A 16,253-nucleotide genomic window follows, 5' to 3' on the forward strand; every position below is an offset into this window, starting at 1 on the left:
CTCGAACGTTATTCAGCAGTAGCCGGTCGCTACTTTTCGGTGAATCGGTCGTTGGTGAGACGAGCGAACACGCACGAATGATTGACGTTCACCGATTACCTGCCGACGACGAGTGGAACACGTACGTCGATAGATCGACACAGAGTACAGCCTTCCATCGGGCCGAGTTCCTTCATGCCATTGCCGATGAGACAGACACGGAGCTCACGCGTCTCGTCGGGAAGAACGGCGACCATCCGATCGGCGTTCTCCCGTTGTTCGTCGACTCGAAAGGGCCGCTCCGGCTCCTCTTCTCGCCGCCACCGCACGCTGGTATCCCGCACCTCGGCCCGGCGATGATGCTCGATCCGAACATCAAGTACCGGAAGGCGACGCTCCGGACGAAGGAGTTCGTCGAAACCTGCCTGGAGTGGATCGACGACGAGATCGATCCCCACTACGTCCGGATCGTCACGAATCCGACCTACGACGAAGTTCGGCCCTTCAGCTGGCGCGGCTTCGACGTGACGCCCCGGTTCACCTACGAACTGGATATCGGGCGAGACGAGTCCGAGTTGCTCCGATCGTTCTCGCGTGACGCCCGAACCTCCATTCAGGACGCGTACGAGCCACACGCCGTCGCCGACGGCGGCGAGGTGGTCCACGCCGACGAGGGTCGCGGTAGCGACGAAGCCGACGAAGGCGACGGTACTGACCCAGGATACCACCTCGAGCGTGGTGGCGAGGCGACAGTCGAGCGACTAGCGGGCCAGCTCGATCGGCGCTTCGCCGAGCAGGGCGAGACGTTCCCGCTCTCGACGAACTTTCTGACGCGGATCTACCGGGAGCTGCCAGCGGGTGCGATCGAGGTCTACGAACTCTCCGTAGACGGTGAGCCAGTCTCCGGTCGGCTCTCACTCACGTACGGCGACCGACTCACGTTCTGGCAGGGTGTGCCGAAACCGCGAGCGGAGGTCGACCTGCCAATCAACGATCTGCTGAACTGGCACTCGATGCGTCGAGCCCGTGACGACGGCTGTGTGGTCGCCGAACTCTCCGGCGCCAACGTCGAACGGCTCTGGGACTACAAGGCGAAGTTCAATCCAGATCTCGCCACGTACGCCATCCTCGAACGGACTGCGACGGGCGTGCAGCCGCTACTATCGCTGTACAAGTGGTGGAACGCGTGATCGAACTGACCACACGCCACTGTTTCGGAGGCGACTGCCAGTGCGTGTCCTCCAGTTGACCACCAACGCCGAGGCCACCTACCTGACCAATCAGGTCGCGGCGCTGGCCGATCGTGGCGTCGAGAGTGACGTCCTCGAAGTCCCGCGATCCGGTCCGGACGGGCGGCGTGTCACGGATTACCTCCGATTCTGCCCGACAGTCCGTGCACAGGGCCTGAACACGTACGATCTCGTTCACGCCAACTTCGGGTTGACGATCCCGGCGGCCATGGCACAGCGACGCGTCCCCGTCGTGACGAGTCTGGTCGGGTCCGACCTGATGGGGCGGTTCGGTGGCCTGACGAAACAGTTCGCCCGGTTCTGCGACGACGTCATCGTGGTGAGCGCAGAGATGGCCGAACTCCTGTCGCGGGACGCCCACGTCATCCCCTACGGCATCGATCTCGACAAGTTCCGGCCGATCGAGACCGAACGCGCTCGCGACGTCGTCGACTGGCCGACCGACGGCCGGCACGTGCTGTTTCCCTATCACCCGGATCGGCCCGTCAAAAACTATCCACTCGCCGAGCGCGTCGTCGAGCGGGCGGCGGACCGGGCGCCGTTCGACATCGAACTGCACACGGTCTCAGGCGTCGAGTACGACCTGATACCGTACTACATGAACGCCGCCGACACCCTCCTGCTCACCTCTCACCGGGAAGGCTCACCAAGCACGATCAAGGAAGCGCTCGCGTGCAACACCCCGGTCGTCTCGACCCCGGTCGGCGACGTTCCGGAACGCGTCGGCTCCCTCGGTGTCAGTGGCGTGGGATCATCGGTCGACGAACTGGCGATGAGACTCCGGCAAACACTGGACGCCGCGGAAGAACCCGGTGGTCGCGACGCCGTCAAGCCGTTCGGATTGGATCGAATGGGCGAGCGCATTCTCTCCGTCTACAGACAAACGGTCCCCTGACAGCACTGGTCGCGTCCCGGCCGATACGTCACGCATTGCTACTCGAATCGACGCTCGACAGCGAGCGGGCTACGGTCAACCCTGGGCCATCACTGGCCAGTGGAAGCGCCGACTGCAAGTCAAAAAAGACGAGCTCAGCGCCGTCGCCTCGCACCCAGCGCCAGCACGAAGACGAGGGCAGTGAGCGCGACCGGCACCCCGAATCCGGGTAGTCGACTGGCGAATCCACCATCGTCAGGTTCGATGCTCGCCGACGCGCCACCGACGGAGACCGTCTCCGCACCGTCAGTCGCGACGCTCGCGTTGAACGTTACGACGCCGTTCGGTGCGACCGTCAGCTCGTGTTCGTCGACGACCTCGCCGTCGAGTGCGAGCGGGACGGTGACGGTCTCTTCGGCGTCCCCCTGGTTCGTCACGGTCGCGTTGATCGTCACGGAGTCGCTGGTGGCGTCCTCGACGTCGAGTGCAGTGACGGCCGTACAGCCGCCAGACCGAAGTTCGATCGACTCTGTCATATCGAGCGATGCCGTCTGCGGATCGCGATCGTCGCCGGAGACGACCTGCCAGTCAGTTATCTCGCCGTCGTTCAGTTGCAGATCCGCCGCGTCGTTGAACGAGGGCGAGATCTCGATCGAGAAGTCGTCACCGAGGCCGGTGTACATGCCGCCGTCGGTTCGCCCATCGGCCCAGGTCCAGCTGACGCGACTCGCGTCGTTGCGGCTGTCCCAGACGTCGTCGTTGGTTCCGGAGCCGTTCACGAGGTCTAAGTCGTACTGGTCGTCCTTGACGGCCCACTCGCCGTCCGGGAGACCGGTGAACACGAACGTCACTCCCCCGCCGTCGCCGGTGCCTTCGAGTTCGCCGTGAACGATACCGAGGTTGAGGCCGTCACCGCCGTCGTGGAGGAAGAGGCGGCTCGTATCACCCTCCTGGAGGTTCGTCGTTCCGTGGGAACTGTACATATACGAACTCGGGTTCGTCTCGGGATGTCGGTAGTCGTAGTACTCCTCGGCGGTCTGGTAGCCGTCCCCGAGCGGCGTGATCGGGATACAGCGGTCACCCTGTTTCACCGAGTACGTGCCGTCGTTGTACGCGGCCAGTGAGAGATTGTCCGAAACCTGTGGCTGGACCCCGGCCGCGTCGGCCGTCGGTGCCGGCGGCTCTGTCGCTGCGTCGGCGATCGGCGTTCCGACTGCGAAAACGCTCAGTCCGATCGTGACGAGGGCGAGCCCCACCACGGCGAGGGTCGTTCGATTGATGCGGATCATACCTTGCCTTCGGACGGAGACCGAGACGGTGATTTGTTATGGCGCCGTTGCACAGCAGTACGACCGTATTACGTTTTTTCACGAAACGTGCTGCAGCCTACCGAGGTCACGAGTTACGGACATACCGTCGCGAGCGGGAAACCGAGGGAGAACAGGTGAGAAACGAGCGCGTGAGAGTGAGTGAGAAAGGGAGCGGGAGGGAGAGCAAGAGGGAGAGAGGACGAGAGATCATCGCCCGAGTAGTCTGAGCCCGATATCCCCGTCGAACCCGGCTTCGTCGTCCTCGTCGTCAGCACCTGAGTCGAGACCGCTGTCGTCTGTTCCGGACTCGTTCCCGGTATCGCCGTCTCCGTCACCCGATCCGTCGTCTGGTGGAGCGGGGGAACCGTCGTCTGACTCGTTTCCGCCATCGTCGGAGTCGTCGTCACCGTCGTCCGACTCGTCGTCATCGTCACTGAGTCCATCGTCACTGTCGTCCGACTCGTTGTCGCCGTCATCATCGTCCGACTCGTTGTCGTCAGGCGGGTCTTCGTCTCCGTCACCGGGCTCGCCCGCCCCGGGCGGCGAGGTGGTCCCGTCTGAACCGTCACCGGCCGACGTGTCGCCGACGTCGATCCAGAGGTGCGTGTACCGGTATGCATTCTCGGGTGTCGGGTCCGACGGGACGTCGTCCGCGTAGAGGAGGTAGACCAGTCGGAGCTGGCCGGAGTCGGCCGTCGGCGTCACGGCGACGTCGCGATGGACGGTCTCGCCGTCGGACACCGAGAGCGTCGATTCGTGGATCACCTCGCTGTCGCGGTGGTCGCCGTCGACGTAGCGCTCCTGGCGGACGACGAGGTCGTAGGTTACGTCGCGGTGTTCCTGGTTGTCGACGGCGACGGTGAGCGGGACTGACTCCCCAGGTTCGATCTCCGTGGGATAGCCGGCGGCGACCAGCTCGCCGCTCTCGTCCTCGGCGAGCAGTTGCATCCCCGTGTAGCGCTCCCCGTCCTGCGGCGAGAGGAGTGCGTAGCCACCGGTCGTGATCGCGACGACGACGCTGACCGCGAGAACGATGTTCGTCGCGGCGAGCAGTGGCGAACCCGTGGGCAACAGAGCCGATCGCAGCGTCGACCACCGGCGGGCGAGAGCGGGACGATATCGCCGTGCGGGCGCCAGTCGCAATCGACGGAGCCACGCCCCGACGGCCGTCAGGACGGTGACCGCGGCGATACTGCCGACGACCGGGGCCATCTCGAAGGAGGCCACCGACGGGATCACCAGTCCGAGGATCGGCAAGATCGCCAGGCTCGACCCGAACGAAAGGGCGAGCCGCTCGCCGTCGGACGGCGTCCTGGTCCCGAGTGCACCGCGAGCCGTCTCGGCCCCGGCCGTCGACGACCCAGCGGGAAAGCAAAGCGAGACGAACGCGTAGCCGGGTGCCAGAAACAACAGCGGGAGGCCGACGATCGCCCGGATCGGCGGCGAAGCGGGGTTCCAGCCGACGAGGACGACGACGGCGACGAGGGCGAACCCACAGAGCGTCGCGAGGTCGGCCGGGCCGGTGGGCCGGGATCGGTCGGTCGACTGGGCGTGGCTCGACCGCGATCGTTCGAACGGCTCCTTCATCGGTCGAGGAACCGACCCATACGGGGTTTGTTACGACTCGAATACCGGGTAGTCGTCTGGCCGTGGTAGTCAGGTCCGGAAAACAGTCGGCTTGCAACCTCGCGACGGCCGGTCTCCGGACGGAAGCGTGTGACTACTCGGGAGACGACACTCCCCGACACCGTGCGTGGTTCGGGGCAGTGACCCGACGGATCGCAGCGGAACGAGCCGGACACCGCGGGAAGGCGGTCGATTACAAAACCGACTCGTCACGAGCCCTGACGTATGCTCACCAGTGCGAGCGCACAGCCAGAAATCGATGCTGTCGTCGCGGGCGGAAGCGCGGCCGCGCGTCGGCTGACCGACGCCGACAGCGGGAGCGGAGGTGACGACCGGTGGTAGACGTCCGCGTCGCGACCGACGAGGACGTCTCACGGTGGAACGACTACGTCTCGCGGTCGCCGCAGGGGACGCTATTCCACGAGTACGACGCCCTGCGAACGCTGGCCGAGTACGCCGGCGCTCGACTCCACCCGCTCGTCGGCTTCAAGGGGCAGGAACCGGTCGGCGTCTTCCCCGTCTTCGCGCTCCGGAAGGGGCCCGTGATGACGGCGTTCTCGCCGCCCCCGAACCTTCGCGTGCCCGCGCTCGGCCCCGCCACGCTGAACCTCGGCAAGTTGAAACAGCGAAAACGCGAGAAGCGCCGCGAGCGATTCGTCGACGGCTGTCTCGAGTGGATCGACGACGAACTCGGACCGCGCTACACGCACGTCCGGACGGGACCGACCTATTCCGACGTGCGCTCGTTCAAATGGGCCGAGTACGACGTGACCCCCGAGTTCACCTACCACGTCGACCTCTCGGCGGACGAGGAAACCCTGCTGGATCGGTTCAGCAGCGACGCCCGCCGGAACGTGACCAACACGCCGGCGGACGCCTACGAGATCGTCGACTGCGGGAGTGCTGAGGAGGGGTGCGACGCCTCTGCCGCGATCCGGCGAATCGTCACCCAGGTTCGCGAGCGGTATCACTCCCAGGGCGTCGACTTCGACGTCCCTGCCGACTTCGTCGTCGCCCTCCACGAACGTGCCGATCGGGGGACGATCCGGCCCTACATCTGTCGCGTCGACGGCGAATTCGTCGGCGGCATCCTAGCCGTCGAGTACGGCGACACGATCGGCCGGTGGATGGGCGGCGTCCGGACGGACCGCGACGTCGACGTGCCGGTGAACGACCTGCTCGACTGGGCGGTCATGCGCGACGCTCGCGAGCGCGGCCTCGCCACCTACGACCTCGTCGGCGGCGAGACGCGTCGGATCAATCGCTACAAGGCGAAGTTCGCCCCGTCGCTGCGAACCGCCTACAGCATGGAGCGAGGGTCCTGGGGCATGCAGACGCTCGCGCACCTCTACCAGTCGGTGAAGTGATGGTGGTGACCGAACGCTCGACGGTCGATGGTGTGACGGGCCCGACTGAACCCACGACAGCACGATCCGTCGGGTATCGTGACCGTACCCGACCGAAGTACGTCACTACCCAAACGACGTCGAGTGGTCGTCGGGGCCGATGACAGCCGACACCGAGCTCCGGACGCTGCTTGTCGGAATCGACGCGGCCTGCGAGCGGGTCCTGGAGCCGCTGTTCGCCGAGGGGGAGTTGCCGACGCTCGCCTCGATCGTCTCGACGGGCGCGAGCGGGCCGCTGCAGTCGCAGGTCCCGCCGTGGACCGCGAGCGCGTGGCCCTCGCTCTATACCGGGATGAACCCCGGCAAACACGGCGTCTTCAGCTTTCTCACGTTCGAGGGCTACGACTGGGACGTCGTCAACGCGACCGACGTCCGCGAGCGAACCCTCTGGGAACTCCTCGACCGCCACGGCTTCCGCAGCGTCGTGGTGAACGCGCCGGTAACCCACCCGCCCAGATCCTTCGACGGCGCCCTGATACCGGGCTACACCGCCCCCGAGGACCCGACGTGTCACCCCGAGGGGCTGCTGGACGACGTGCGCGACGCGATCGGGAATTACACCGTCTACCCCGACGACGACTCGACCGACGCCTATTGCCGGGCCATCCGCTCGCGTGGCGAGGCGTTTCGCTACCTCGCCGACCGGTTCGACCCGGACTTCGGCTTTCTGCAGTTCCAGGCCACCGACTCGATCTTTCATCGCCGGCCCGACGACGAAGCGGGCATCCGCGCGCTCTATCGCGAGGTCGACCGCCAGCTCGCGGCGACGATAGAAACCTGCCACCCGGAGACGATCGTCGTCGCGAGCGACCACGGGATGGGACCCTACGAGGGCGTCGAGTTCCGCGTCAACGACTTCCTCCGGGAACTGGGCACCGTCGAGACGGTCCGCGGCGGTCGCGGCATGCCGACCTGGTCCCGTGCGCGTGAGCGGAGTCTAAAAGCGGGTGAGGAGACGACGAGAGCGGGCGACGACGCAACGAGCGACGGGACCGGGCCCGGCCCCCTCCAGCGATCGATGGCCGCGCTCGCGTCGGTGGGACTGACGAGCCAGCGGGTCGGCGCCGCCCTCGACCGGGTGGGTCTCGCCGACGCGGTCGCGAGTCGCGTGCCCGACGCCCTCGTCAGTGCCGGCACGGAGCAGGTCGACTTTCGGCACTCGGCTGCCTACATGCGTTCGCGGATCGAGTGCGGGATCCGGCTCAATCTGCAAGGTCGCGATCCGAACGGCGTCGTCCACGAGTCCGCCTACGACGACGTCCGCGCCGACCTGATGAACGAGCTCCGGGCACTCACCACACCGGACGGTGAGCCGGTCTTCGAGGCCGTCGCGCCGCGAGAGGCCTACTTCCACGGGCCGGAGAGCCACCGAGCGGTCGACATCGTGACGATCCCGGTCGGCTACGACCACTTCCTCTCGACGACGCTGCACGGCGAGCGCTTCGGCCAGCCGACCGAACCCTGGAACCACAAACTCGAGGGATTCGTCGCTGTCGCCGGTGAGACGGTCGACCTCCGCGAAGGGATCGGGCACGCCCATCTCTGTGACGTCGCGCCGACCGTCCTCTCGACGTTCGACGTCCCCGCGGACGAGCGCATGGACGGGACCGTCCTCCCATGTGTCTCCTACACTGGCGAGCAATCGTATCCCCGGTTCGAGAACGACGAGTCGGCCGCGACCGACGACGCCGTCGTCGAACAGCGCCTGGCCGATCTGGGATACATCGAGTAGCTCTCTCGATCGGGTTCGTTCGACGCGCCTGACAGCAGTCGAGTTCTAGCCACGCGCGACCCACGTGCACACCGATCGGAAACCCGCCGTTCTGACGTGAGCCGCCGGCATCAGTTGAGGGGGCGAACACGTGACCGACGCAGCATCCGTTCACGACAGTCGAACACTCGTCACCCTGTCGTAGTCAGTCGATTCCGATCGTCATCGATCCCGAAACGATCGGTTTCTCGCCGGTACGGCTGTCATATCAATAGCCGTGATCGATGCCGACTGGGTTACACATGCAACGGAGCGGACTTGCACTCGGCGGACTCGCAGCAGTCGCAGGCATCGTCATCGGCGTCGTCGTCCTCTCGTCGGTGTTCGGCATCGGCTTCGGGGGCGATCTCCTCGCCGACGACGAACCGGGCGACGCACCGACGGACGTCGACGCCACCGACCCGGGCGCGTCCCCGGATGATGACTCCTCGAACGAATCGGACGGCACGACCAACGAATCGGACGGCACCCCCGCGGTCTCCGAAGCCGCGGCGAACATCGCCGCTCCCGAAGAGGGTGACCCCTACTTCGAGGCTCGCGATCCCGACGGCGAGTGGGTGAGCTACGTCAACCCGCGCGACGAGTACCGCGAACCGTACCTGGGTGCCGGCTCCGGGAAGCTCTGCGTGACGCTGCTCAACGCGGACGGCGAACCGATCGTTGGGGAGTCGGTGCCGAACACGACCGTCACGGTTCCGACCGGCGAGAGCCTCTCCTGGCACTCCCTGGCGGATCCGTTCGCGGTCGAGTTCCCGGTCAGTGACGAGCGCCAGCCACTCGACGCCGATCAGTTCGGGACGTCGTCGTCCCTCGCACAGGGTGACGGGGTCATGGACAGCCACTGCATCGAGTTCCACGGCCTCCCCGAGGATGGCACGATCTCCTACGGCGAGGCGGAAGTGACGGGCGACTACGCGGACGCCATCGACGTCGTCGGCTACATCCAGCAGGCCAACGACAACTGGGACACCGACGTCGATCCGATCGAGGACGCCGTCTCCTACGAGGAGGCCGGTGGTGCCTGGACGTACGAACCCGGTGGCTCCCACGGACAGGCCGTCGTCGTCCTCCAGCTTTCGCCCGACGGCGCCGAGGCGAGCGAGTAGACCGATCGCCAGCGTTATTGACGCAAGCACCCAATCACCGCCGTGAACTCCGGCGACGCCGGACCGAGCCGGCGGTGTTCGTTCTGTGGCACGGCCCTCACGGACGATAGCACCGACGACTCACACGGACCGACTCAGCACCACACCGACGAGGGTGTGGCCGAGGAGTCGTTTTGCTCGCCCGGCTGTCGACGCCTCGCCGACGCGCTCGACCCAGCACCTGCGGAACACGCTGGTACCGATTCCGGACAGCCGGCCGCCGGATCTGGACCGGACGCCGGTCCCGTGTCCGAGGCGACGCCTGACAACGCCGCGGCATCGTCGGGCGAACCAGCGGGCGATCTCGTCCGGACGCACTTCCGGATGGACGGTATGCACGCCGCCCACGACGAGCGATACCTCGAATCGGTCGCGACGGGGATCGACGGCGTCGACGACGCCTCGGCCAGTTACGTGACCGAGAGCGTCAGCGTCGATCACGACCCTGCGCAGGTCTCGGCCGAAACGCTCGCAGAGCGACTCACGGGACTCGGATTCACCGCGTTCCGGCGGGATCGCCAGGGCGACCAGCCCGAGCGTAACGACCGGTACGAGCGGAACGACCGGCACGAGGCCGCTGACACAGGCGCGGGCTCGGAGGGCGGATCGATCGGTGCGGACGTCACCGGACGGACCCATCGCGATCGCGAGGTCTCCGGCTTCCGGAAGCGCCGAGCCGACGACTTTCTGGAGATGCGCTACGTCGTCGGCGTCGTCTTCGGCTCCTTCCTGCTGGTTCCGTACGCCGTCCTGTTCTACCCCGCCGCGCTCGCCGATCTCACCGGCTGGGCGGCGCTCTCGATCTTCGGCGGGTCGATGGAACTCGACTGGGGCGTCCTGCCGCTGTTTCTCGGCCTGACCGGCGCCATCCTGTACCTGACCGGGCGGCCGTTGCTGCGCGGCGCCTTTCTCGCCCTCTCGCTCCGCCGAGCGAACGCCCACCTGCTCGCGACGCTGCCGATCGTCGCCGCCTACCTCTACGGCGCGATCGCGGTGCTCACCGGCCGGTTCGACCTCTACTTCGATCTCACGATCGTCGTCGCCGCGACGGTCATGGGCGCGATCTACTGGGAGTCGACCGTCAAACGCGACGCCGTCTCGCGGCTCACCGCACTCACCCGGGCTTCCGTCGCCGAGGCGCGCCGGCTCACCCCGGACGGCTCGTCGCAGGTCGTCCCCACGGGTGACCTGTCGGCGGGCGACCGGATCCTCGTCCGACAGGGCGAACGCATCCCGGTCGACGGCACCCTCGCCGACGGCAGCTGTACCGTCGCGGAGGCGCTTCTTACCGGTGAATCGCTCCCACAGGAGCGCACCGCCGGCGACGAGGTCGTGGGCGGGTCGACCGTCACGACCGGCAGCGCCGTCGTCACCGTCGGGGATCGGTCGACGAGCCGACTCGACGGGCTCACCCGCCGTGTCTGGAACCTCCAGAGTGCCACGCACGCGGCGTCCGATCGGACGGACGACCTCGCCGGCCGCCTCCTCCCGCTCGTCGTCGGCGCCGCCCTCCTCGCCGCCGCAGGAACGCTGCTCGTCGGCGATGGCCCGATCGCAGCCCTCAGACACCTCCTGCTCGCCCTGCTCGTCGGGAGTCCGTGGGCGCTCGCGTTCGCCACCCCCGTCTCCGTCGCCACCAGCCTGCAGGAGGCGGCCAGGAAGGGGGTCGTCGTCTTCGACGAAACTGTCTTCGGCCGACTCAGGGACGTCGACACCGTCGTCTTCGACAAGACGGGCACGCTCACGACCGGCGAGATGACGGTCCGCGACGCGACGGGGCCGGATCGGGTCCTCCGGGCCGCCGCGGCGCTCGAACGCCGTGCCGCACACCCTGCTGCCGACGCCATCGTCGAAGCGTTCCTGCCGGACGCGGCCAGTGGCTCCGGCGGAGGTGCTGGGACGGACGGAGCGGGTGACCATCTCGTCCCGCAGGCCGACGGCGCGACTGACGAGTCGGTGCCCACGGACGGTGCAGTCGCCGGCGGCGTGCCGACGGTCGACGCGTTCGAGACCGCCCCGACCGGTGTCGCCGGCGAGGTCGACGGTGAGCCGACCCTCGTCGGGCATCCGTCGCTGTTCGCCGTCCGGGGCTGGTCCATCGACGAGGCGATCGAAACGCGGGTCGAGGCGATCCGGGAGGCAGGCCACCTGCCGGTCGTCGTGGGTCAGCACGGACGGGCCGAGGGCGTCGTCGCGGTCGGCGACCAGCCACGCGACGCGTGGACCGGGACGGTCGAGTCGCTCGCTGATCGCGACGTCGACGTCGTCGTCCTCACCGGCGACGACGCGGCTGGGGCCGACTTTCTGACCGGGCGTGACGGCATCACGGCGATCTACGCCGACGTGCCGCCGACGGGGAAGGTCGAGGCGGTGCGGCGACTCGCCGCCGAGGGACGCGTCGCGATGGTCGGCGACGGGACGAACGATGCACCGGCGCTCGCGGCGGCCGATCTCGGGATCGCCCTAGGCGGCGGGACTGCGCTGGCGGCCGACGCCGCTGCCCTCGCGATCGCGGACGACGACCTCGCCGGCGTCGAGCGAGCGTTCGCGCTCGCTGCACGCGCACGAAGACGTCGTCGCGGGACGCGCTGGCTGGCGTTCTCGTACAACGCGATCGCCATCCCCGCCGTCCTCGTCGGTCTGGCGAGCCCGCTGGTGACGATGGCCGGTGCCGTCGTCGCCACTGGATCTATTCTCGCGTACGCGACGTATCCGATCAGGTTTGGACGGGACTGAGACGTTCGGCCTCGGTTGCGACTGAGTACCCCGAAGATCGACCGGCGGAGCGGTGCAGTCCGAGGAGTTGGCGAGACGCGACGGGTCGGAGGGCTGTCGGACGAGTCGAGGGTCTGTCGGGCAGGGCGGGGCGGAGCGCCGTCCGAGACGAACAGGATTATGCCTCCCTCGTGAGTGGCGGGTCGTATGAGCACGATCGTCACCGAGCGCCTCGACGACGACCCACTGGCACGCGTCGTTATCTCGAAACCCGAACGCCGAAACGCCGTCTCGCGCGCAGAGACACAGGAACTGGCCGCGACGATCCGCGACCTCGACGCGGACGACGGTATCCGTGCGGTCGTCCTCACCGGCGAGGGTGACGCCTTCTGCGCGGGACTGGACCTGACGACCGTCGGTGAGGAACCCTCGACTGGGCTGGTCAACCGCAGCTTCCACGCGGCGGTGCGCGAAATCGCGACGGCGTCGATGCCCGTGATCGCCCGCGTCGACGGCCCAGCAGTCGGCGCCGGCGCAGCGCTCGCGATCGCCTGCGACCTCGTCTACGCCGCCGAAGACGCCAGCATCGGGTTCTCCTTCGCGAAGATCGGCCTCTCGGCCGACACCGGCGCGACCTGGACGCTCCCCCGACTCGTCGGCGTCCAGACCGCCTTCGAACTGCTCTCGACCGGCCGAATGGTCGACGCCACCGAGGCGGCGTCGCTGGGACTCGTTACCGAAACCGCGAGCGGCGACGCGCTCGACGAACTCGTCACGACGCGCGCGGTCGAACTGGCCAACGGTCCGACGCGTGCGTTCGCTGCCATCCGCAGACTCCTCCTCCGGGCCAACGCGAACACGTTAGAGGAGCATCTAGAACGCGAGGCCACGGCCCAGATCGAAGCCTACCACACCGACGACTCGTCGGAGGGGATCGAGGCGTTCGTCGCCGACCGCGACCCGGACTTTCAGGGGCAGTAGCACGCCTGCACGGCGAGCCCAACCACACGGCACGTTCGGCCACCCCTCCCGAAGCCGGTTCGGCCGCTACATCGGTCGGCTCCCGTCGCGACTGTCATCCGTGCTCGACAATCACGGTTTGAAGGCGGTCCCAAGAGTCATTGCACCGCTCGAAGTAGACCGGTGCCATGCTGGAACGGGCGCTGCACTGGTTCGGCTACGGGTTCGCCCACCTCCTGTTCGTTCGAGCGCACTCGCCCGAAGCGGTCGTCCGCCGATTGCGCCTGGCCTACCGACTGGTTGGTGTACGGATCGTCGAGACGCCGCGGGTTGACGGCACCGAGCGGACGATCTTCCGCTGTCCGTACCGAAACCTGGCCGCGGGCCGGTGGGGGCCGACGTGGCTCTGTCACGAAAAACTCGATCGCGTCGACGACGGCTACGTCACGTTCCTCCGGCGACACCGCGATATCGAGTACGATCGCCCGCGGAGCTGTACGAATCTGGCGTACTGCGAGGCGTCCGCACACTGTTACTCGGACGTCTCCGCCGCGGGGAGTGCCGACACATCCAGCGCGAGGAACACCGGCACCGACAACCCGAACGCGAGGAACACCGGCACCGACAACCCGAACGCGAGGAACACCGGGACTGACACCCCGATCGCGGGGGACACCGGGACTGACACCCCGAACGCAGGGGACGTCATCACTGGCGGTTCCACCCCGGAGCAGACCGGCTCGACCGTCGACACCACCGAGGCGGTGACCGGAGGGCGAGACGAGTGACGGGCCGCCCGTTCGTCCCCGACGGTGCGTCGCGAGGGAGCGATCATCGCGATCGGGCAGACCGGCTGTCGGCACAGTTCGGAAACAGCGAGCAGCGCAACGATGTCTGGCGAGCGCTCGACCTCGTGTTGCCCACTGACGCGTACCTCAACATGGGCTATTCCCGGGCGTGGCAGACGCACCTGATCGGCGCACCGCAGCGACGCCTCGTCGAGCGAGCCCTCTCGGAACTGTCCTCGCTCGATCCGCACTGGCACGAGCGGCGCGTCCTCGATCTCGGATGCGGCCGCGGCGGCGCCACGCGGGACGTCGCAGCGCGCTACGCCGCCGACATCGTCGGCGTCGACCTCGTTCCCGACAACGTGGCCATCGCGCGGCGACACTCGACGTCCGACGACGCCGAACCGACGGCCGTCCCGTCGTTCGTCGCGGGCGACGCGACCCACCTGCCGTTCGATCGCGATGCGTTCGGCGCCTGCCTGTCGCTCGACGCCATCGTCTACGAACCCGAAAAGGAGCGCCTGTTCGGCGAACTCGCCCGTGTGATCGCGCCGCGCGGTGTCTGTGTCGTCTCCGACCTCCTCGCCGTCCCCGGCGTCGTCGACGAACGGGCACTCGCGCGCTTCCAGGACGCCTGGGACATGCCACCGCTGTGGACGCGCCACGCCTACCGGGAAGCGATCGAGTCGGCCGATCTCTCCGTGCCACTCATCACTGACATCTCCGCCTACAGCGTTCGTCGTTTTCGGGCGTGGACGCGACGGTTTCTCGTAGTCGCCGACGGGCCGCTCGGTCGACTCCTGAAACGCACGCTCGTTCACCTGGGTACCGACGCCGAGACGGTGGTCGAGCAGGTCCGCGCGGCCCACGACGCGCTCCCCGCGCTCCGACACGTACTCGTGCCGATATACGGGTCGGAGAAGTGAGTAGCGGACCGGATCGATCGTCGAGGCACCGCCAATCAGCCGACGAGCGGAGTTCGACGATTGGGCCGTCGTCCGATGTCACGGTCCCCATTACAGGCGTTCGAGAAACGTATCGAACGCGCCGCTCTCGGGGTGGACGTGGGCGTAGGTGCCGAGTGTCTGATGCTCGGTCAATCCGTCGTGGGTCCCGTCGATCCCCGTTCCCCGGACGGTCTCGAACGCGAACCGAGCGTCATCGTCGACGGTCGCCTCCGAGTAGTGGAACTCGTGGCCGCGAAGTCGTGCCCCGTTTCGTGCCGTCAGCGTCTCGTCGGTGGCGACGAGTTCGACGTGATCGAGCGCCTGGTACCGCTCCTGCATGGTCACGTCGGCGGGGAGAAGGTCGGCCATCGTGTGCGTGTCGCCCTCGGTAGTGGTCAGTGATTGCGACAGCGCCATCAGTCCGCCACACTCGCCCAGGATCGGGAGGCTGTCACTCGCGAGTCGCCCGAGTTCGGTGAGCGTCCCCGTTGATTCGAGTGCCTCGGCGTGCAGTTCCGGATAGCCGCCGGGGAGATAGACGCCATCGCACTCGGGAACGGGGTCGCCGGCGACCGGTGAGAACGTCACCAGGGTGGCTCGCTCGCGAACGCGCTCGATCGTCGCGAGATAGCGAAAGCAAAAGGCCGCATCGTCGGCGACCGCGACCGTGGGACCGCCCGGGGACGGCCCTGCCTCACAGGCTGCCGACGGCGGTGCCGGATCTCGCGCGACGTCGACGAGTTGCTCGACGTCGATCGGCTCCGCGGCCTCGGCGAGCGCGTCTTCCGGGACCGGCGCCTCGTCGGCCAGCTCGAGCCCGAGGTGGCGATCGGGAATTTCCAGGGCGGGAGTCGGCGGAATCCGGCCGAAATACGTGAGACTGTCCGGCAACGCCTCCCGGATACCCGTCTCGTGGCGACCGCCGTGGGCCCGCTGGGCGACGATCCCGGCGACATCGATCTCCCGCCCGATATCGTCGGCGTAGGTCTGGAACCCACGGGCCGTCGCCGCGACACTTTCCATGCCCGCACTCGCGTCGACGACGAGGACGACCGGCAGGCCGAGGGCCTCGGCCACCATCGCTGTACTCGATCCGTCACCGTCGTACAGTCCCATGACGCCCTCGACGACGCAGACGTCACCCTCGCCGCGGTGGTAGTTGCGCCGGAGGCCGTCTTCCCCGCAGAGCCACAGATCGAGCGTCCGGGATGGACGACCCGCGACCGCCTCGTGGTGACTTGGATCGATGAAATCCGGGCCCGTCTTCGCAGGTTGAACGTCGTAGCTGGCGCCTTCGAGGGCCGTCGTGATTACGAGCGTCGCGACGGTCTTGCCGACTCCTGAGCTGACGCCGCCGAGGACGAACCCGGGCGGTCCGGCCTCCCGTTCGGATCCGGCTGCCGCTCGGTCGCTCATCCGGTCGTCACCTCCCGCCAGCCGGGTTGTTCCAACAGATCAGCGACCATCGATGTCCCCGTTGGC

General features: G+C 67.6%; 12 protein-coding genes. 9 read left to right on the forward strand and 3 right to left on the reverse strand.

Going from position 1 to position 16,253, the window contains the following annotated elements; genetic code table 11:
* The first annotated feature begins 77 nt into the window (after positions 1 to 77).
* On the forward strand, positions 78 to 1,169 hold the full coding sequence (locus tag HALRU_RS03065; RefSeq protein ID WP_015299942.1) for a GNAT family N-acetyltransferase: 1,092 nt from the start codon (positions 78 to 80) through the stop codon (positions 1,167 to 1,169).
* Between the two features lie 40 nt (positions 1,170 to 1,209).
* Positions 1,210 to 2,124, forward strand: coding sequence for a glycosyltransferase (locus HALRU_RS03070; RefSeq protein ID WP_015299943.1), 915 nt, complete (start codon positions 1,210 to 1,212; stop codon positions 2,122 to 2,124).
* A gap of 134 nt (positions 2,125 to 2,258) precedes the next feature.
* Here HALRU_RS03070 and HALRU_RS03075 read toward each other — a convergent pair whose 3' ends face one another.
* The gene (locus tag HALRU_RS03075; protein ID WP_015299944.1) at positions 2,259 to 3,392 is read right to left on the reverse strand and encodes a hypothetical protein; all 1,134 of its coding nucleotides are present in this window, start codon (positions 3,390 to 3,392) and stop codon (positions 2,259 to 2,261) included.
* Positions 3,393 to 3,620: 228 nt separating this feature from the next.
* Entirely contained in the window at positions 3,621 to 5,000 is a 1,380-nt protein-coding gene (locus HALRU_RS03080; RefSeq protein WP_015299945.1) for a DUF1616 domain-containing protein, read from the reverse strand.
* Positions 5,001 to 5,374: 374 nt separating this feature from the next.
* Here HALRU_RS03080 and HALRU_RS03085 point away from each other — a divergent pair, with 374 nt between their 5' ends.
* From HALRU_RS03085 to HALRU_RS03115, 7 genes are all read left to right on the forward strand, one after another.
* Positions 5,375 to 6,406 carry a GNAT family N-acetyltransferase gene (locus HALRU_RS03085; protein WP_015299947.1) on the forward strand — a complete coding sequence of 344 codons (1,032 nt, stop codon included), beginning with the start codon at positions 5,375 to 5,377 and terminating at the stop codon, positions 6,404 to 6,406.
* A gap of 139 nt (positions 6,407 to 6,545) precedes the next feature.
* The gene (locus tag HALRU_RS03090; RefSeq protein WP_015299948.1) at positions 6,546 to 8,177 is read left to right on the forward strand and encodes an alkaline phosphatase family protein; all 1,632 of its coding nucleotides are present in this window, start codon (positions 6,546 to 6,548) and stop codon (positions 8,175 to 8,177) included.
* Between the two features lie 281 nt (positions 8,178 to 8,458).
* Positions 8,459 to 9,322 (forward strand): hypothetical protein, encoded by an 864-nt coding sequence (locus HALRU_RS03095; protein ID WP_015299949.1) that lies wholly within the window; start codon positions 8,459 to 8,461, stop codon positions 9,320 to 9,322.
* A gap of 42 nt (positions 9,323 to 9,364) precedes the next feature.
* Positions 9,365 to 12,097 carry a heavy metal translocating P-type ATPase gene (locus HALRU_RS03100; protein WP_015299950.1) on the forward strand — a complete coding sequence of 911 codons (2,733 nt, stop codon included), beginning with the start codon at positions 9,365 to 9,367 and terminating at the stop codon, positions 12,095 to 12,097.
* 186 nt (positions 12,098 to 12,283) lie between these two features.
* Entirely contained in the window at positions 12,284 to 13,057 is a 774-nt protein-coding gene (locus HALRU_RS03105) for an enoyl-CoA hydratase/isomerase family protein (protein WP_015299951.1), read from the forward strand.
* 167 nt (positions 13,058 to 13,224) lie between these two features.
* Positions 13,225 to 13,824, forward strand: a complete 600-nt coding sequence (locus tag HALRU_RS15840) for a hypothetical protein (protein ID WP_015299952.1) — start codon at positions 13,225 to 13,227, stop codon at positions 13,822 to 13,824.
* Positions 13,821 to 14,750, forward strand: coding sequence for a methyltransferase domain-containing protein (locus HALRU_RS03115; RefSeq protein WP_015299953.1), 930 nt, complete (start codon positions 13,821 to 13,823; stop codon positions 14,748 to 14,750). The genes HALRU_RS15840 and HALRU_RS03115 overlap by 4 nt, the downstream gene beginning before the upstream one ends.
* 90 nt (positions 14,751 to 14,840) lie before the next feature.
* On the opposite strand, the gene HALRU_RS03120 is transcribed toward HALRU_RS03115, so the two are convergent.
* Positions 14,841 to 16,187 (reverse strand): cobyrinic acid a,c-diamide synthase, encoded by a 1,347-nt coding sequence (locus tag HALRU_RS03120; protein ID WP_015299954.1) that lies wholly within the window; start codon positions 16,185 to 16,187, stop codon positions 14,841 to 14,843.
* Positions 16,188 to 16,253 lie beyond the last annotated feature (66 nt).

The sequence above is a fragment of the Halovivax ruber XH-70 genome (assembly GCF_000328525.1).
GTDB classification, from domain to species: domain Archaea; phylum Halobacteriota; class Halobacteria; order Halobacteriales; family Natrialbaceae; genus Halovivax; species Halovivax ruber.